The sequence below is a fragment of the Geojedonia litorea genome (genome assembly GCF_042654525.1).
Taxonomy (GTDB): domain Bacteria; phylum Bacteroidota; class Bacteroidia; order Flavobacteriales; family Flavobacteriaceae; genus Geojedonia; species Geojedonia litorea.
The window spans coordinates 1,426,535-1,446,353 of the sequence record NZ_JBHSGP010000014.1 but is presented as its reverse complement, the minus strand read 5'-3'; the positions used below and the strand labels follow the sequence as shown (position 1 = coordinate 1,446,353).

The following is a 19,819-nucleotide window of genomic DNA, read 5'->3' as shown; positions in this document are numbered from 1 at the left end:
AAATTATACTAGTTTGTAAGCTCTACAAATACTGGTGACACTCCTTTTAGCTTGTAAGAGGAATTATTTTGAATTTGCGCTTTAATATCAAATATTTGAATACCATCTCCACGTCTTGCTTTACGCAAAGCCGATTTAGCTTGATCATTTAATTTAGTACCGTTAACAGACACTGAAGGCTGTCCTGGAACTTTAATTTTAAATGATGTTACTTGTATTGGTAATTCAAAATCAAAATCTTCTAATACTGCTCCAATTGTAGCAATTTCTACCGTATTTCTAGGTAAACTTGCATTGTCTATTTGACCTGCTATTGTTCCTGATGGTTTAGGAATATCTTTAATTCTAAAAGTAGCTCTATCAGAAACTGAAGTTCCATCTGGAAGTTTTCCTGTAACGTTAATTACTACTTCTCTACCAGAACCTGGGTTCATATTATATTTACCAACACCAGAACCTTTACTTAAACCAGTACCACTTGCATTAACCAAGTTATCTGGTATCCCTGCAAATGAAATCGTCATAGGATTAGTAACACCACGATAAACCACGTTCATTTTGTCTGCAGAAATCGTAGCTGCGTTTGGTTTTGGTACTACAGAGTAAGAACTTTCGAAATCAATCACAATATCTTCTCCATCTTCTTTAAAAATGAATTGACCTTTGATTGGCTGCTCGCCAACGCTACCAGCTGGAAAATCTAATAATGTTTTTCCTTCTTGCATTGCATCAGCAGAAAGCTCTTTACCATTTACAATAACTTTATCGGCTCTTAAGGTTGTATCCTTTTTTCCAAGAATAATTTTACCTGTAAAGTTTTCGCCGTTAAAGAATGCTGTTTTGTCTGGCACAACAATAGCATCAAAATTAGTTAACGATGCCTCAACTTTAAGTTTTCCAGCAAGCATAGATGATAAAACTTCAGATTCTGTAGTTTTAATATCAGCTTGTAATTGCGTCATTTTAGTTAACGACGCCACTAATGGAAACCCTTTGTAATGGTAATCTAACCAATCTATAGTATTGCCATCTCTGTTTTTAACAGGCTCTGTTGCAAATTTGTCTTGAACATCATTTACTATTCCAGCAAATTCTGGACTATCCGCTAACACTTCAGCAACACCTTCTCTAAAATTTTTAATTTGGTTTAAAAACTCTTGTCCTTCAGGCTTTAATTTTTCTCCAATGAAAAAGTTATTGTCTAAATAATCACCTTTGTCCATGATCTCATAATCTTGAGCGTCTTCTACAGTTGCAGACATTTTTGTTTTTAGGTCTGATAAATATGAGTTGAACTCATTGGCCAAACTAGAAACTTTATCTGCTTTCTCCTTTAAAGGTCTATATTTTTCAGGCTGATCTTCAACCTGTTGTGCTAACCCAGCCATAAAAGCTGCATTCCTTTCGGTTGTTGCTTTATTGGACTCGGTGAGCTTTTCGTTCATTAATCCAAATGCCGATAGCACTTCTTTTGACATATTCAATGCTAACATTGCAATGAAGATCAAATACATCAAGTTAATCATTTTCTGCCTTGCAGATAATTTTGCTCCTGCCATTTCTAATTAGTTTTTGTGGTTAATTAATTGATTTAGGTTATTAAAAACTAATTAGCTTTTATTCATTGCAGAAAGCATTCCACCATACACACCATTTAAGGTTGATAAATTAGAAGCTAAAGATTGCATTTGTTCTTTAAGTTTGGTTGCATTTTCAACAGCTTCTTCATTAATAGAAGCTTGTCTATTTACACTTTCTAATTGTACTTTATACAGGCTATTCAAAGATTCCATTTGTGCTGCAGCTAATGACAGTTCTTCACCATATTTTTTAGTGGCTGCCATTGATTCTACAGTTGGTGAAATACTTTTAGCTGCACCTTCAAAGTTTTTGATGCTTTCACCTAAACTAGCCATTAATTCGCCATCAATTTTAGCGTCTTTAAGTAACTCGTCTAGTTTTTTAGATAATAATCCTTCTGGGTTTTTAGTTTCTTTTTCTGATTTAGAGCCTCCGGCTAATTCTGGGTAAACTAATGACCAGTCTAAATCGTCGTCTACTGGTTCGAATGCTGAAATTGCAAATATGATTGCTTCTGTGATAAGCCCGATTGCTAACATCACGTTACCTGTTAAAATTCCTATTTCAAAATGGATAATTTTGAATAAAGCTCCAATAATAACGATTGATGCTCCGAATCCGTAAGCCATGTTCATGAACCTCTTACTTGCTCTTGATTGTGCCATAATTTGTTGTTTTTAGTTTAAGTTAAAATACTTAAGTAGGTTAATAATATTTATTTAATTGTGTTTAGTTTTAATTTATCTGTTTTTAGCATTTGCTGTTACTTCGGTACCCATATAATCCTGTACGGTTCTAAACCCGATGTAACTTCTAGCTGAATCTTGATATTCATAATCTCTTGAACTCACTTGAAGGAAATAAGCAACATCCTTCCACGATCCTCCACGTACCACTTTACGCTGATTTCTAATATCATTTACGCTAGGGTTAAATGTTGCTGCATATTCATATGATCCTGGATCGTACGATCCTTGTACCCATTCTGACACGTTACCGGCCATATTATATAGGTTGAAATCATTTGGTTCATAAGCATCAGCTTCTACTGTATATAAAGCTTGATCTGCTGCATAATCTCCACGTAGTGGTTTAAAGTTTGCCATGAAGCATCCTCTATCATTTTTGATATATGGTCCACCCCAAGGATAAGTTGCACCTTGTAATCCTCCTCTGGCCGCATATTCCCATTCGGCTTCAGAAGGTAATCGGAATGAATTCACAAATTGTTTTCCGCGACGTTTTTGATCACCATTTTTGTACATAGTACGCCATTGGCAAAATGCATTAGCTTGTTTCCATGATACACCTACAACTGGATAATCACCATAAGCATCATGCCAAAAATAATCATTATGCATAGGCTCATTATACGAATACGAGAAGTCCCTAATCCAAGCTGTTGTGTCAGGATATACTTTAACTTCTTCAGTTATGATAACATCTTTACGTCTCAAATTTTTGTTTTTGGCCGCTTTTTGAAAGTCCATAAACGTATATTGAAACTTAAATTTGTCGACATCCCATGTACGCATGCCGTTATAAGATTCTTCAATTGGCAGATACATGGTATCCATAACTTCTACATAATATTCATCCGGATACTCATTAATGTCAAAAATTAAGTCGATATCTCTATTTAATTTTCGGCCTTCATAACCCGTAGGTCCTAAACCACTATAGTTATCCATCATGTACTTTTCATACACACTCATGTTGGCTGTATCAGCATCTTTAAATGCAAATTCACCAATACCACCATCTTCTGGTGTTTTTCCAATCTCATCAGCTAAAATTGCAAGTTTGGTTCTAATTATCGAGTCACGGACCCAATACACAAACTGACGGTACTCACTATTAGTGATTTCAGTTTCATCCATGTAAAATGCTCTTACAGTTGCTGTTCGTGTTGGTGCATCATTTACTCCGGCTAAATCGTCATCAGACTTACCCATAATAAATGCTCCACCCGGCACAAGTGTCATACCATAAGGCTTTTCAGGATGCCATTTCTTTCCTTTAACTCCAACAAGCTCTCCTCTGTCTCCAGAGCCACAACTTACTAATAGAGCTAAAACAGCGGTTAATAAAGCAAACTTCTTCATATTCATAATAAACTCGAGGTTAAATTATTTAGTTATAATTTACGAAATTCTTAGCAACACAAAATGTTACTAATTCATTTCAAGGCAGTAAACATATTTATATATTTTCAAAAAAACAATTTTTTTTGCATTTTTTTTGCATTTCATCCCAAAAAAAATACACTTTATCGATAAAATGTGTACTTAAAACCGTACTCAAAAGCTATTCTTTTTGTAGGCTTTATACCATCTTTCGGGGATTTTACCATGGCTAGCCTCCATATAATCCTCATGAGTGCATGGTAATAACGTATGTTTTTTTAATTTATTATTAACATCTGGCAAAAATGGTATTTCAATCCACCACCGGCCAGTTTTTACACTTTTAAAAAATATTAGCTCCTCATTATCAATAAGTACGTTATATTTTTGATAGCTTTTTTCATCTTTAAAATCGTCATCTTTGGTTCGACAATTTACACCTTCAACAAAATACCATAGGATTTGAGCTGTTAGCATTGCGTTTAAACCACCTTGTACTGGTTTATATTCAAATACACCAAAAGATGATACTTTATTACTTATACCTGCGTACCGCGCAATAGTACAAATTTCTTTTCCGTCTAAACCATTTGGTGATATTGATTGTTTGAATCCCACTTCTGAAGCCTTAACCGATTTTAGGTCCATTGACACAATATGCGCATCTCTCATTACGGGTTCAACCAAATTAAGCTTATTTGAAACCTCACCCAAGCGATACGCCTCAAAATAAAGATTGTCCATTAGGTCAATTTCTTCCTGTGAATTAAAATAGGTTTGGTATCCTATGGTTGAATAATTAAACAGGTTATAAGGTTGCTCTAAAATAATTTTACCTAAATAGCTGTTATTATTAATAGGTAAAGATGAATCTCCTAAATCAAAGTTACTGTCTACATTGACAATATTAACCATAGGCTGTAAATTGTCATATGCTCTATAAACTGCATAAGTCAAATCCTGACTTCCTCCTAATATAATAGGAATGATTTTCTTCTCAATTAAAACAGTGATTGTAGTTCGAAGGGCAAAATAAGTATCTTCAACAGAGTCTCCTTTTAAAATATCGCCCAAGTCGGCAATTTCTGTGTACCAATTACCAGGAAACAAACCATACAATGATCGTCTAACTTCATTAAAGTGAATAGTTTCATCTAAATAATTAATGTCATTCCTATTCTCCAAGACACCAATTATTGCAATTTTTACATCATCTAATTCTGGAATACCTCTTTGCTGCGTATGGATTCTTAATTTTTTTCCAAGAGTTTGTTCAGGTAATAATTCATTATGCGCTAATACCTCATCTGAAACTGGAGACAAAAAATTAAAGATCATATATTATTTCTTTTTAGACGTGCTTGCTTTTTTTGTTGTTTTCTTTTTAGGCGTCTTCTTTTCGATCTCCACTTTGGCTTGTTCTAATGTCATTTTAGAAACATCAACCGTTTTGGGTAGTTCAACTTTAACCTTTCCTTTAATAATATGGTGTCTGCCCCAACGTGCTTTTTCAATTCGAATTCCTTCAGATTCCCAATTTTGGACTAATTTATCCTTTTCTTTTTGAATTTTATCTTCAATCAAGGTTATTATATCATTATCTGATAAATTATCCCAATCGTATTTTTTATTTACATTGATAAAAGTGTTGTTCCACTTAATAAATGGTCCAAAACGTCCCTTACCTTTTTGAACTGGAAGTCCTTTATACATATATATAGGAGCATCTGCGGCTTCCTTTTCTTTTATCAATTCAATAGCATCTTCCAACTCAACACTTAAAGCATCAACACCGGCTGGCAATGACACGAATTTTTTGCCATATCTTACATAGGGACCAAATCGGCCGTTATTTACTTCGAGTGTTTCTCCTTTGTAATTACCCAATTGTTTTGGTAATTTGAATAAATCCATAGCTTCTTCATAAGTTATGGTATTCAATTGCTGGTCTGGGGATAAACTTGCAAATAAAGGTTTCTCTTCTTCTTCAGCCATTCCTATTTGAACCATTGGCCCAAACTTACCTAATCGTACGCTAACCTGTCTTCCTGTTTTTGGGTCAGTCCCCAATACACGTTCACCAGATTCTCTATCGGCATTCTCTTGAACATCTTCAACTTGTGGATGAAATTCTTTGTAAAAATCTTTCATCATTTTTGACCAATCTACCTTTCCTTCTGCAATATCATCAAAGTCTTCTTCAACTTTTGCCGTAAAATGATAATCTAGAATATGTTCAAAATGCGTGACCAGAAAATCGGTTACAATCATCCCAATATCTGTAGGTACAAGTTTACCTTTATCTGAACCCACCTTCTCTGTAAGAGTTTTATCATTTATACTGCCTTTTTTAAGCGTAAGTTGAACGTATTTACGTTCTTCACCTTCTACATTACCTTTTTCAACATAATTTCTATTTTGAATGGTAGAAATTGTTGGTGCATATGTTGACGGTCTACCTATACCTAACTCTTCAAGTTTTTTAACCAAGGATGCTTCGGTATATCGATAAGGCGGTCTGGTGTAACGCTCGGTTGCAGTAATATAATTATTTTGAAGCGCTTCCTTCACTCTCAAGGTAGGCAACATACCTTCTTGCTCTAAATCTTCATCGTCAGTTCCTTCTAAATAGACTTTTAAAAATCCATCAAACTTTATTACTTCTCCATTAGCTGTAAAAGTTTCTTGATGCGTTGAAGCTTCAATTCTTACATTAGTACGTTCTAATTGAGCTTCGGCCATTTGAGAAGCAATCGCGCGTTTCCAAATTAGATCATATAATCGATCCTGATCTCTATCTACCGATATTGAATTTCGTGAAAAATCAGTTGGTCTAATGGCCTCATGTGCTTCTTGAGCCCCTTTTGCCTTTCCCTTATAATTTCTTGGTTTACTATAGGATGAACCATAAGCACTTTCAATAGCTGACTTTGCACCATTACGTGCTTCTTGTGATAAGTTCACACTATCGGTTCTCATGTAGGTAATCAATCCTGCTTCATATAATCGTTGTGCATTGGTCATAGTCCGACTCACTGAAAACCCTAATTTACGTGCTGCCTCTTGCTGCAAGGTTGATGTAGTAAATGGTGCTGCAGGTGATTTTTTAGCAGGTTTTTTCTCTAAATCCCCTACCTTAAAATTAGCTGAAGCGTTAAGCTGTAAAAATTGATTTGCTTCAGCTTTAGATGAAAAGTTTTTAGGCAACTTGGCTTTAAAGGTCTGACCGTCTGAATTTGCAAATTCGGCATCGATTCTAAAAAAAGCTTCGGTTGAAAAATCTTGAATTTCACGTTCACGTTCAACGATTAAGCGCACCGAAACTGATTGTACACGCCCCGCTGAAAGACCGCCTTTTACTTTGCGCCAAAGCACTGGTGATAATTCATAACCCACTATTCTATCTAATACTCGACGTGCTTGTTGAGCATCTACCAAATCATAGTCTATGCCACGGGGATTCTCAATAGCCTTTTGAATGGCGCTTTTTGTAATCTCATGAAAAACTATACGTTTGGTCTTACTTTTATCTAACTTAAGTGTTTCGGCTAAATGCCACGCAATGGCTTCTCCTTCACGATCCTCATCACTTGCTAGCCAAACCATATCGGCTTTACTTGCTAGATCTTTGAGTTTCTTTACGACATCGCGTTTATCTCTAGAAACTTGATATTTAGGTTTAAAATCACCTTCAACATCAACACCCAATTCTTTGGAGGGCAAGTCTGCGATATGCCCAAAACTGGATTCTACTTTATAATCTTTTCCAAGAAATTTTTCAATGGTTTTTGCCTTTGCTGGTGACTCTACAATTACTAAATTCTTCGCCATATTGAGATTTTTTCAGGCTACAAATGTATATGAAAAAAAATTATCGAACCTAATTTTTAATTGTATCAATTGGGTTTAAGCCCATTATTTACAAGATTTCTACACCCTAATTAAATAAAAAAAGCCTGATACATCAGGCTTTATGTCTACTTGGTAACTAGGATTATAACTTATAGGTACTTAATAAGGTTATGGTGTTATTAGCGTATTCATATTGGTAAATGACATTATCACCCACCATTACTAAAGTATTATTTAAAGGAATAACATCTGTAGCTTGAATATTTTCAAACTTCTGTACTAGTTGTAGATTTAATGGGTCATTCTTTTTATAAACTTTTAACCCAGATGAACCATCACAAACAAATAAGTTATCGTTTTTAAAACCCAGTCCGTAAGGGTTGTCCAAACTATATGTAGCTACTAGTGTTGGTGTGGCTTTATTACTGACATCAATTACTTCCAAAACACTTTCTTGATTACCACAATTATTTCCTCCCCTTATAGTAAGATAGGCATAATTTCCATCTACTACTACTGGGTCACAACCTGTCCAATGAACAAATTCAGAAATGTAATTTGGGCTTTCAGGATTATCTAATCCATAGATATACATTCCATCTGTACTTCCTATATATAAGTAACCATCTGCTTCAAATAAGGTTTCAATATTATTTCCTGCATAATTTGTAGTTATAAATCTAGGTTGAGAAAGATTTGCAATATTAAAGATGTTCATTTCATGCCAACCCACGGTATATAGATAATTTTCAACAATTTGAAAGCGCGCCAATGAACCCCCAGCACCTATATTTCCACCATTACTACTATTGCTATTAGCACTTTCAAAAGTTTGAAAGACCAATGAATTTTCTGCTTTAGGAACTATCCGTTTCTCAAAAGTCCACCCAACAATAATTTCGGTATTAGAGTCATAATCTCCCATATCAATTCTTGTACTCCATGAATCGAATGGAAATTGAAAATTATAATTATCAAACACATCTTCTAGGATTTCGACACGTTTAATGTCACTGGTATTTGAAATATCAAAAACAACAAGATCTACAGCGCTATCAGCATATAAAAACCCATCTTTTACCGCCATATCCTCATTGCCGGGTATTTTTAAAAAGGTCAATGGCCTAGGGCTTGAAGGATTTGAGTTATCTACAACATGAATCCCAAGCAATTTATCACTTATAAAAATTAAATTATTATAAGCATAAATTTTCCCTGCATCGGTGATGGGTTTTGGCGATTGAGACTCAATTTGAGTCCTAAAGTCAACCTTGGTTATTACTTTAGGAGTTGCAACATCAATAATCTCAAAATCAGAAAAATCATTACTGCAAGACCACAACAGTAAGGCACAAATAATGTATACTCCTTTTTTCATAACCTTAGAGTTTACCTATAGATACAAAATATGGAAAAAGGTTGCGTTAAAAGGTCTCCGATTTTCCGATAGAATCTACTTCATCTAGATTCTCAAAGCCAACAACTTCTTTGTAGATAAAATATAAAGGCAAATAAATAAAAGGTGATAAAAATAGTGAACCTATACCACAAGTCACTATTACAAGTAGAACCACAATTAGATATGATACAATTAGCAAACCAAATGACAATAACCACTTTTTAGTACCTAAATTAAAGCTGACTTTAACAATATCTCCAATACTCATTTCTGGATTAAAAGCATAGACTAGTGTAAAAAATAGAATTGGTATAAATGCATAAATAAGTGGAATATAGCATAGTAATGCAAAAGCGAATGAGATTAGCATAGTTGCTAACATAAGCAAGGTCACACTTCCAAAATATTTTCCTTTTAAAAAGTAAAATAGATCCGCGGCCTTTACATCCTGACCTTGATCAATAGCTCTAATAATTCTATAAAACCCAGCATGAAGCGCCAATTGAATTACAGATGCTGCCAAGATACCAACAAAGAAAAGTACTAGATAAAATGCCGTAAAGCCTGCAAATAACCCACTAAATGTTTCAGGATCTACATGTCCACTCTCGGCTTGTGCCAGCATTGACATAAGCAATGGCACATATAAAACAATTAAAAATGGGAGCATGATAATGATAACGAACAATTGAAACAAAAACCCATAGAGCCAGCTTTTTTTGAATAGCTCAATTGATTTGTTGAAAATATCACCGAATTCAAGGGCTTTAGCATTACTTATTTTTTGTTGAATTTCTGAAACAGTCATCTCTTAATATTTAGGTTAGCAATAATTCAAAGTAAGTTTAATTATTTAACATATTCAAAAAATAAATCACATTATGACACTTTGTCATAGTGTTTAAAAAATTGTATCTTTGCACTTGCTCTTTTTTCTAGGGCGGCATGAATATTGACCTAGAGTAGTTTCAGTAATTTTATGGAAAAGATAATAGACGAAAATAAACAGGGTGAACACCTCATTTTAGAAGAAAAAAAAGAGAATACCCGCAAACTCTATATAGAAAGTTATGGCTGTGCCATGAACTTTAGTGATAGTGAGATTGTGGCTTCTATTTTATCTTCTGAAGGTTTTAATACAACTGCACATTTAGAAGAAGCCGATTTAGTTCTGGTAAATACTTGCTCTATTAGAGATAAGGCCGAACAAACCGTGCGTAAACGTCTTCAAAAATACAATGCCGTAAAAAAAATTAACCCTAACATGAAGGTTGGGGTTTTGGGCTGTATGGCCGAGCGACTAAAAAGCAAATTTCTTGAAGAAGAAAAAATTGTGGATCTTGTTGTAGGACCAGATGCCTATAAAGATTTGCCAAATTTAATTGCCGAAGTTGATGAAGGAAGAGATGCAGTGAATGTAATTCTATCCAAGGATGAAACCTATGGTGATATTTCACCAGTGCGATTAAACACTAATGGTGTTACGGCATTTGTGTCAATAACTCGTGGTTGTGATAATATGTGTACGTTTTGTGTAGTTCCCTTTACCCGAGGACGAGAACGTAGTAGAGACCCACAAAGTATAATTGAAGAAGTGAATGATTTATGGAACAAAGGTTATAAAGAAATTACACTTTTAGGCCAAAACGTTGACAGTTATCTATGGTATGGTGGCGGGCTTAAAAAAGATTTCGAAAAAGCTTCAGAACTTCAAAAAGCAACAGCAGTTAATTTTTCAAATCTTTTAGAGCTTTGTGCAAAAGCACAGCCTAAAATGCGGATTCGTTTTTCAACATCAAATCCACAGGATATGACCTTGGATGTGGTGGAAACTATGGCAAAATATCGTAACATTTGTAATTACATCCATTTGCCGGTTCAAAGTGGCAGTGATCGTATTTTGAAAGAAATGAATCGTCAGCATACTGTTGAAGAATACAAAACCTTAATTGACAACATTAGACGCATCATTCCTGATTGCGGAATAAGTCAGGACATGATTACCGGGTTTCCAACTGAAACTGAAGCAGATCATCAAGATACTTTGAGTCTTATGGACTATGTAAAATATGATTTTGGTTATATGTTTGCTTATTCTGAACGACCTGGGACATTGGCAGAACGTAAAATGGAAGACGATGTTCCTGAACCTATCAAAAAACGTAGGTTAGCTGAAATTGTAGATTTACAACAAAAACACAGCGCATATAGAACCCAACAGCATTTAGGAAAAGTTGAAGAAGTTTTAATTGAAAAGTCTTCTAAAAAATCTGACGCACATTGGGCAGGACGAAATAGCCAAAATACCATGGTCGTATTTCCAAAAGCACATTATAAGGTGGGTGATTTTGTAAATGTAAAAATTACCGATTGTACCAGTGCCACGCTAATTGGTGAGGCAGTTGGGTATTCTGAAAATAACTAATACTATAAATGGAATCTATTCAAGCTATAAAACAACGATTTGGCATCATTGGTAATGATGCTAAACTCAATCGTGCTATAGAAAAAGCCATACAAGTTGCGCCAACTGATATTTCGGTTTTAGTGACAGGGGAAAGTGGTGTTGGAAAAGAAAGTATTCCTAAAATTATACACCAATTATCGCACCGCAAGCATGGTAAGTATATTGCTGTGAATTGCGGCGCCATCCCCGAAGGGACGATAGACAGTGAACTATTTGGTCATGAAAAAGGATCGTTCACAGGCGCTACACAAACCAGAGAAGGTTATTTTGAAGTCGCCGACGGAGGGACCATATTTCTTGACGAAGTAGGCGAACTCCCTTTAACTACTCAAGTGAGATTATTGCGCGTTTTGGAGAACGGCGAATTTATTAAAGTAGGCTCAAGTAAGGTTCAAAAAACAAATGTTCGCATTGTGGCTGCTACAAATGTGAATATGTTTGAAGCCATAAAAAAGGAAAAATTTAGAGAAGATCTCTATTATAGGTTAAGCACCATCGAGATTAATATTCCACCGCTTCGTGAACGCAAGGACGACATTCATTTATTATTCAGAAAATTTGCCAGTGATTTTGCCTTAAAATACAAAATGCCAACTATCAAATTAACAGATGAGGCAGTTGCACTTTTGCTTAAATATCGTTGGAATGGAAATATTCGTCAATTGCGAAACGTTGCCGAACAGATTTCAGTTTTAGAGCAAAACCGAACCATCAACGCTCAAACTTTACATAGCTATTTACCAAATTTGGGCAATAATTTACCTGCAGTTATAAATCATACAAAAGCTGATAGTGACTTTAGTAGTGAACGTGAAATTTTGTACAAGGTGTTGTTCGATATGAAAGGCGACCTTAACGATCTCAAAAAACTCACTATGGAGCTTATGAAAAAGGGCAATGTGAAAGAGGTCGAAAAAGACAATGAGCGATTAATTCAAAAAATTTACGGCACGTCTGAACCTGAAGATTATGATGATGCCATTGAAGATTTAGAGGCGTTACCCATTGCTCAAAGCAACAATGATTTACAAGACTTAGTTGAACCAACAAATGACAAATATCATTTTGCTGAAGAAATTGAAGAGGAAGAAACACTTTCGCTTCAAGATAAAGAACTAGAGTTAATAAAAAAATCGTTAGAGAGACATCACGGAAAACGAAAACTTGCCGCGGCAGAGTTAGGTATAAGTGAGCGTACGCTTTACAGAAAGATTAAACAATATGATCTTTAACTAAAAAACGATAGTTAAATCAAACCAACAAAATATGATTTTTAATTGTACGTTTGTTTTTTAAATACCAAGGCCATCCTTTTTAAAGGATTTAATCAAATGAAATTAATAAAATACATTGCGTTTTTTATATGCTCCCTAACAATTTTAGGCTGTGGCGTATATTCATTTACAGGAACTTCAATTCCAGCAGGTACTAGAACCTTTCAGGTGAATTATTTTCAAAATAACGCACCATTAATTGAGCCCGGATTAGAGCGTGATTTCACTATTGCCCTGCAAGATTTAATTTTGAATCAAACCAATTTGAGTTTGGTAAATTCTGGTGCCGATCTAACTTATGAAGGCGAAATTACCGAGTATCGAATATCGCCAACAACGGCGCAATCCAATAGCACCGCAGCTCAAAACCGATTAACAATTGGTGTAAAAGTGAGATTTTATGACAAAAATTCTCCAGATGAAGAGTTTGACCAACGGTTTTCTTTTTTTTATGATTATCCGGGGGCAGCACAATTGGTCGGTGCACAAAAAGCTACAGCAATTGATGAAATTTTTGAACGTCTAACTCAAGATATTTTTAATGCCACACTGGCAAAATGGTGATGTATATTTAAATGCAGTTAAATCAATTCACATATCTATTACAACATCCTGAAAGGATTACAAAGCAACATACAAGTGATCTCACCACAGTACTGTCGGAGTACCCCTATTTTCAGCCAGCGCGAGCTTTATATTTAAAAGGCTTAAAAAACAAAGATAGTTTTAACTACAATTCCGAACTCAAAATCACTGCAGCCTATACCACAGATCGCAGTGTTTTATTCGACTTTATAACTTCAGAAACCTTCAATCAAAACGAAATTTCACAAGCTATAAAACAAAATTCGGAACAATTAAAGGACATCATGGTAGTAGATGTTGATGACATTTCGGTAAACAAGAGCGTGATCATTGATGATGCCTTAAAACAATATATTAAGGAAACTGAAGGCGTTTTAGACCCACATTTATTTGAAGAAAAAATTGATCCTGAAAAAGTAGCACAGTTTATATCAGACATCAATGAAGCGCCTAAACTTCCAATTATAGAGGTGGATGTCAAAAACATTTCAGAAACTCCTGAAGCTAAATTGAATTTAGGTAAGCCTCTGGATTTTGAAAAAGAAGAATTACATTCATTCGCAGAGTGGTTGAAAATTACAAGTTTCAAACCAATTAATCGCGATGAAGACAAAACAGCAACTCCGGTTAAACAAGAGGCTAATGACGAGAACCCTCAAACTAAAAAGTTTGAACTTATCGATAAATTTTTAGAAACTAATCCTAAAATAATACCCTCAAAAGAAGCTTCAACAATAAGCCTGATCAAAAATGAAGATACGCCACACGACGGGCTAATGACAGAGACTTTAGCTCGGATTTATCTGGAGCAAAAAAACTATGATAAAGCCATACAATCATATAAAATTTTAAGTTTGAAATATCCAGAAAAAAGTGGTTTCTTTGCAGACCAAATTAAAGCAGTAAAACAATTACAAGAAAATAACAATAAATCATAATGGGACAGTTTACAATTTTTTTAGTTCTAATCGTATTAGTTGCCTTTTTATTAGTGGTAGTTATTATGGTACAAAATCCTAAAGGCGGAGGATTATCTTCATCTTTTGGTGGTGGTGGTACACAACAACTAGGTGGTGTTAAAAAAACAGGTGACTTTTTAGACAAGAGTACTTGGGCTTTAGCTACTATGTTATTAGCACTTATCCTTTTATCTAACATTGCTATTGGTGGCCCAGAAGATGGTGTAGAGTCTAAAGCATTAAATCCAGATGAGGCTTCTACTAACCTACCGGTTGCCCCACAAACCAATACTAACGAGGTTCCAATCACAACTGCTGGTGACAGTACAGGAAATTAAATAATAATACATATCGTATAAAAATGCCAACTAAAATTGTTGGCATTTTTTGTTACTGAAAGTTTGTCAGTCCAATTGTATTGGCACATTTTTAGTATAACGCTTAAGCGTTAAAAACAAGTTTAATTAATCAAATAATATAAATTCAAATGGCATTAAACATTAAACCTTTAGCAGACAGGGTACTTATTGAACCTGTAGAAGCCGAAACTAAAACCGCTTCTGGAATCATCATTCCCGATAACGCCAAAGAAAAACCACAAAAAGGCAAAGTTATTGCTGTAGGTAAAGGCACAAAAGATGAACCAATGACAGTAAAAGTTGGTGAAACTGTTCTTTATGGTAAATATTCAGGTACCGAACTAAAACTAGAAGGCAAGGATTACCTGATCATGAGAGAAAGTGATATTCTTGCAATTATCTAAAAGGTAAATTGCTATGAGCCTTCGGCTTTTAGCAGAACATTAAAATTAATATTTAAACCAAGCCTAAAGCATATCGCATAAGGCATAAAGCTAAAAATTATGGCAAAAGATATAAAATTTGATATTGAAGCACGCGACGGATTAAAACGTGGTGTGGATGCATTAGCAAACGCAGTTAAAGTAACATTAGGACCAAAAGGTCGCAATGTCATCATCAGCAAATCCTTTGGTGCACCACAAGTCACTAAAGATGGTGTTACAGTTGCAAAAGAAATTGAACTAGAGAACGCCATTGAAAATATGGGTGCGCAAATGGTCAAGGAAGTTGCAAGTAAAACCAACGATTTGGCAGGTGACGGTACAACTACTGCTACTGTATTAGCACAATCTATCGTTAAAGAAGGTCTTAAAAATGTTGCCGCTGGTGCTAATCCTATGGACCTAAAACGTGGTATCGACAAAGCAGTTGAAGCCATTGTAAAAGATCTTGAAAAACAATCAAAAAAAGTAGGCAACTCTTCAGAAATGATCAAGCAAGTAGCTTCAATTTCTGCGAATAATGATGATACCATTGGTGACTTAATTGCAACAGCTTTTGGAAAAGTTGGTAAAGAAGGTGTGATTACTGTTGAAGAAGCCAAAGGAACTGAAACTTATGTAGATGTTGTTGAAGGTATGCAGTTTGACAGAGGTTACTTATCTCCATATTTCGTAACTGATGCTGATAAAATGATTGCCGATTTAGAGAATCCTTATATCTTATTATTCGATAAGAAAATCTCTAACCTACAGGAAATCCTTCCAATATTGGAACCTGTTGCTCAATCTGGTCGCCCATTATTGATTATTGCTGAAGATGTTGAAGGACAAGCTTTAGCTACTTTAGTGGTGAACAAATTACGTGGTGGACTTAAAATTGCAGCTGTAAAAGCTCCAGGATTTGGTGATCGTCGCAAAGCAATGCTTGAAGATATCGCTATATTAACTGGCGGAACCGTGATTTCTGAAGAAAGAGGTTTTACTCTTGAAAATGCAGATTTGAGCATGCTAGGTACTGCCGAAACTGTAACGGTTGATAAAGACAATACAACTATTGTTAATGGTGCTGGAAAAGCAGCCGATATCAAAGCTCGTGTAAATCAAATTAAAGCACAGATTGAAACTACGACTTCTGATTATGATAAAGAAAAACTTCAGGAGCGTTTAGCTAAATTAGCTGGTGGTGTTGCTGTACTTTATGTAGGCGCTGCTAGTGAAGTTGAAATGAAAGAGAAAAAAGACCGTGTTGATGATGCGCTTCATGCTACTAGAGCAGCAGTTGAAGAAGGCATTGTTGCTGGAGGTGGTGTTGCTTTTATTAGAGCCAAAGGCCTACTTGAAAAGTTAACTGCTGAAAATCTAGATGAAGTTACAGGTATCCAAATTGTTGCCCGCGCTATTGAATCACCTTTACGTACCATTGTTGAAAACGCAGGTGGTGAAGGTAGTGTTGTAGTTGCAAAAGTTATGGACGGAAAAGGATCATTTGGCTATGATGCCAAAACCGAAACTTATGTTGACATGCTAAAAGCTGGTATTATAGATCCTAAAAAAGTAACACGTATTGCATTGGAAAATGCAGCGTCAGTTGCTGGTATGATCTTAACTACAGAATGTGCTTTAATCGACATTAAAGAGGACACCCCAGCAATGCCAGGAGGTATGGGTGGCGGTATGCCAGGGATGATGTAGAATCATTGCCAGATTTAAATACAGTTTTAAAAAGCGCTTCAATTTATTTTGAAGCGCTTTTTTTAATTTAATTTCATAACTTTAAAAATATATAATCGCAATTAGGTAAGTGCATTCAATTTACTTTAATGAAATCCATAACAACATAATTAAGTTATGACTCTTATTTTTAGGAGAATAAAATTTAATATAATACATTTAGAAATAACTAGCTTTTATACTTTTGCATGCTTTTTAACAACATTAAATAAGAAATAACTAATTCAAATTCAATTAATTGAAAGAACAGTATCACAAATGGTATTCACCAACATTAAGCAAGCATATAGAAATGCTCGTTTTTGGTCATGCAGGTTATCCACTCGTTTTGTTTCCAACTACAATGGGACGATATTATGAGTGCAAGGATTTTAAACTTATAGAATCTGCAAAATGGTTTTTAGATGAAGGTTTGGTTCAAATTTATTGTCCTGATAGTATTAACGAATTAAGTTGGTACAATAAAAATATACATCCTTCAGAGCGTGTTAAAAACCACATGTGGTACGACGAGTTTATTTTAAATGAAGTTGTTAGTTCCATTTGTCATGACAAGGGCTTACAAAAAGTTGCTGTGGCGGGGGTGAGTTTTGGAGGCTACCACGCCGCTAATTTTGCTTTTAAACACCCCGAAAAAGTAAGCCATATGTTCAGTTTAAGCGGTTCATTTGATATCAAATCTTTTTTGGATGGTTATTATGACGATAACGTGTTTTTCAATAATCCTGTTGATTTTCTGCCTGGAGCCAACCATCCCGATTTATGGAAAATGAACATTATTCTTGGTGTTGGCGAATGGGATATATGTTTAAAAGCTAACCAAGACCTTGCTAAAATTTTAAGTGAAAAAAATATTCCATTTTGGTTCGATGAACGAAAATGGGCGGAACATGACTGGCCAATTTGGCGACAAATGTTTCCACACTATTTATCAAAACTATAACTAACCTCTAACCAAAATACTATGAAAAAAATTGGCATTCTATTCGGACAGGAAAATACATTTCCTCAAGCATTTATAGATCGCGTCAACGAAAAAGGCATCAAGGACATTAAAGCTGAAGCGGTTAGTATTGATAATGTAGAGCAAGCAAAACCAACAGATTACGCGGTAATTATTGACCGAATCTCTCAAGATGTTCCGTTTTATAGAGCTTATTTAAAAAATGCGGCTATTTCTGGCACGGCAGTAATCAATAACCCATTTTGGTGGAGTGCCGATGAAAAGTTTTTCAACAATGCACTAGCCGAAAAAGTTGGCGTTCCGGTACCAAAAACATTTATACTACCAACGTCACATCGTCCACCAGATACTACCGAAAATTCATTTCGAAATATGAAATTCCCTTTTAATTGGGAACATATGTTTGAAACTATAGGCTTTCCTGCCTATATGAAACCTCATGATGGCGGTGGTTGGAAAAGCGTATACCGTGTTGAAAACCCAGATGATCTTTGGAAAAAACATGGAGAGACCGAAAACTTGGTCATGATGCTTCAAGAAGAGATAAACTTTACAGAATACTTTAGATGTTATGTGCTTAATACAGACAAAGTACATATCATGCAATACGAACCTCGAAATCCTCATCATTTACGCTATGTCATTGATGGCCCGCCCGTAAAGCAAGAATTGTTAGATCTTGTTAAAAAATACTGTATTCGATTGAATAAGGCTCTTGGATATGACTTCAACACTGTAGAATTTGCGGTAAGAGATGGTATTCCCTATGCTATTGATTTCTGTAATCCTGCACCAGATGCTGATGTACATTCTGTGGGACAAGAAAATTTTGATTGGATCGTTGAAAATGCCGCCAATATGGCCATTGAAAAAGCTAAACAATACAAGAAAGGCAAAATGAATCTTACTTGGGGAACTTTCATTAAGGATCAAATTTTAGGTAAAAAAACACCGCTTAAATAAGTTAGTTGTATGAAGTTCACGCTAGGCATAGAAGAAGAATATCAGGTTATTGACCCAGATACTAGAGAATTAGTTTCCCACGATCAAAAAATTGTTGTTGAAGCGGCAAAGCACTTAAATGAACAAGTGAAAGCCGAGATGCATCAAGCTGTCGTTGAAGTAGGCACTAATATTTGCAATGACATTACAGAAGCGAGAACAGAAATAACCCATTTACGTAAATCAATATCTGATATTTCAAAAGAACTTGGTTATAGAATTGGAGCCGCCGGCACTCATCCCTTCTCTGCTTGGCAAAAACAATTGATCACTCCCAATCCGCGCTATGATGAAATTGTGAATGAGCTTCAAGATGCAGCACGTTCAAATTTAATTTTCGGCCTTCACGTACATGTTGGTATCGCTGATAAACAATTGGCACTTCATTTAACTAATGCCATGCGCTATTTTTTGCCACATTTGTATGCTTTATCTACCAATTCGCCATTTTGGGAAGGTCGAAATACCGGGTTTAAATCATACAGGTCTAAAGTGTTTGATAAATTCCCACGAACTGGGATTCCTGGTGTGTTTGATAACCTAACTGATTATGAAAACTACGTAAATCTGTTGGTAAAAACCAAATGCATAGATAACCCTAAAAAGATATGGTGGGATATTCGAGTACATCCCTTTTTCCCAACTTTGGAAGTCAGGATTTGTGATGTGCCAATGACTATTGACGAAACCATTAGTATTTCTGCACTGATACAAGCTTTAGTGGTCAAACTTTATAAATTAAAGACTCAAAATTTGAATTTCATTGTTTATCATCGCGCATTAATTAATGAAAATAAATGGCGTGCCAGTAGATATGGATTAGATGGCAAGATGATTGATTTTGGCAAAGAATGTGAAGTTAACACCAAAGACTTAATGTTAGAATTACTTGATTTTATTGATGACGTGGTTGATGAATTAGGTTCAAGAAAAGAAGTGGAATATGTCAAAACCATGCTGAAAAATGGCACTGGTGCCGACAGACAATTAGCGATTTATAAAGAGACGAAAGATTTAACTAAAGTGGTCGACTATATCATGGAACAGACCGTTTTAGGAACAACATAGAAGAATTGA

Annotated in this window: 17 protein-coding genes; 10 read left to right on the top strand and 7 right to left on the bottom strand. The window is 35.2% G+C overall.

The window, feature by feature from the left end:
- Nucleotides 1-8: 8 nt before the first annotated feature.
- The 7 genes from porM to ACFO5O_RS14305 all read right to left on the bottom strand — a co-directional run bounded on the left by porM (nt 9) and on the right by ACFO5O_RS14305 (nt 9,766).
- Entirely contained in the window at nt 9-1,559 is a 1,551-nt protein-coding gene (gene porM, locus ACFO5O_RS14335) for a type IX secretion system motor protein PorM/GldM (RefSeq protein WP_387964960.1), read from the bottom strand.
- A gap of 51 nt (nt 1,560-1,610) precedes the next feature.
- Nucleotides 1,611-2,246, bottom strand: a complete 636-nt coding sequence (gene porL / locus ACFO5O_RS14330; RefSeq protein WP_387964958.1) for a type IX secretion system motor protein PorL/GldL — start codon at nt 2,244-2,246, stop codon at nt 1,611-1,613.
- A 75-nt stretch (nt 2,247-2,321) separates the two neighbouring features.
- On the bottom strand, nt 2,322-3,686 hold the full coding sequence (gene porK, locus ACFO5O_RS14325) for a T9SS ring complex lipoprotein PorK/GldK (RefSeq protein WP_465253854.1): 1,365 nt from the start codon (nt 3,684-3,686) through the stop codon (nt 2,322-2,324).
- Nucleotides 3,687-3,881: 195 nt separating this feature from the next.
- Complete coding sequence (locus ACFO5O_RS14320) at nt 3,882-5,045, bottom strand: formimidoylglutamase (protein WP_387964954.1); 1,164 nt, start codon at nt 5,043-5,045, stop codon at nt 3,882-3,884.
- Between the two features lie 3 nt (nt 5,046-5,048).
- A complete protein-coding gene (topA, locus tag ACFO5O_RS14315; protein ID WP_387964952.1) occupies nt 5,049-7,538 on the bottom strand; it encodes a type I DNA topoisomerase in 2,490 nt (829 codons plus the stop codon).
- A 163-nt stretch (nt 7,539-7,701) separates the two neighbouring features.
- Complete coding sequence (locus ACFO5O_RS14310; RefSeq protein WP_387964950.1) at nt 7,702-8,937, bottom strand: LVIVD repeat-containing protein; 1,236 nt, start codon at nt 8,935-8,937, stop codon at nt 7,702-7,704.
- A 46-nt stretch (nt 8,938-8,983) separates the two neighbouring features.
- Nucleotides 8,984-9,766, bottom strand: coding sequence for a hypothetical protein (locus ACFO5O_RS14305; protein WP_387964948.1), 783 nt, complete (start codon nt 9,764-9,766; stop codon nt 8,984-8,986).
- Between the two features lie 171 nt (nt 9,767-9,937).
- Here ACFO5O_RS14305 and miaB point away from each other — a divergent pair, with 171 nt between their 5' ends.
- From miaB to ACFO5O_RS14255, 10 genes are all read left to right on the top strand, one after another.
- Entirely contained in the window at nt 9,938-11,383 is a 1,446-nt protein-coding gene (gene miaB, locus ACFO5O_RS14300) for a tRNA (N6-isopentenyl adenosine(37)-C2)-methylthiotransferase MiaB (RefSeq protein ID WP_387964946.1), read from the top strand.
- 8 nt (nt 11,384-11,391) lie between these two features.
- Complete coding sequence (locus tag ACFO5O_RS14295) at nt 11,392-12,657, top strand: sigma-54 interaction domain-containing protein (protein ID WP_387964944.1); 1,266 nt, start codon at nt 11,392-11,394, stop codon at nt 12,655-12,657.
- Nucleotides 12,658-12,756: 99 nt separating this feature from the next.
- Nucleotides 12,757-13,263: an LptE family protein gene (locus tag ACFO5O_RS14290; RefSeq protein WP_387964942.1), complete on the top strand. Its 507-nt coding sequence runs from the start codon at nt 12,757-12,759 to the stop codon at nt 13,261-13,263.
- Between the two features lie 11 nt (nt 13,264-13,274).
- Nucleotides 13,275-14,222 carry a hypothetical protein gene (locus ACFO5O_RS14285; protein WP_387964940.1) on the top strand — a complete coding sequence of 316 codons (948 nt, stop codon included), beginning with the start codon at nt 13,275-13,277 and terminating at the stop codon, nt 14,220-14,222.
- A complete protein-coding gene (secG, locus tag ACFO5O_RS14280) occupies nt 14,222-14,581 on the top strand; it encodes a preprotein translocase subunit SecG (RefSeq protein ID WP_387964938.1) in 360 nt (119 codons plus the stop codon). Before ACFO5O_RS14285 ends, secG begins: the two co-directional genes overlap by 1 nt.
- Before the next feature lie 149 nt (nt 14,582-14,730).
- Nucleotides 14,731-15,006, top strand: a complete 276-nt coding sequence (gene groES / locus ACFO5O_RS14275; RefSeq protein WP_387964936.1) for a co-chaperone GroES — start codon at nt 14,731-14,733, stop codon at nt 15,004-15,006.
- Between the two features lie 99 nt (nt 15,007-15,105).
- Entirely contained in the window at nt 15,106-16,737 is a 1,632-nt protein-coding gene (gene groL, locus ACFO5O_RS14270; RefSeq protein ID WP_387964934.1) for a chaperonin GroEL, read from the top strand.
- Nucleotides 16,738-17,014: 277 nt separating this feature from the next.
- Entirely contained in the window at nt 17,015-17,719 is a 705-nt protein-coding gene (locus ACFO5O_RS14265) for an esterase family protein (protein WP_387964932.1), read from the top strand.
- Nucleotides 17,720-17,740: 21 nt separating this feature from the next.
- The gene (locus ACFO5O_RS14260; RefSeq protein ID WP_387964930.1) at nt 17,741-18,703 is read left to right on the top strand and encodes an ATP-grasp domain-containing protein; all 963 of its coding nucleotides are present in this window, start codon (nt 17,741-17,743) and stop codon (nt 18,701-18,703) included.
- A gap of 9 nt (nt 18,704-18,712) precedes the next feature.
- Nucleotides 18,713-19,810, top strand: a complete 1,098-nt coding sequence (locus tag ACFO5O_RS14255; RefSeq protein WP_387964928.1) for a carboxylate-amine ligase — start codon at nt 18,713-18,715, stop codon at nt 19,808-19,810.
- The last annotated feature ends 9 nt before the right edge of the window (nt 19,811-19,819 follow it).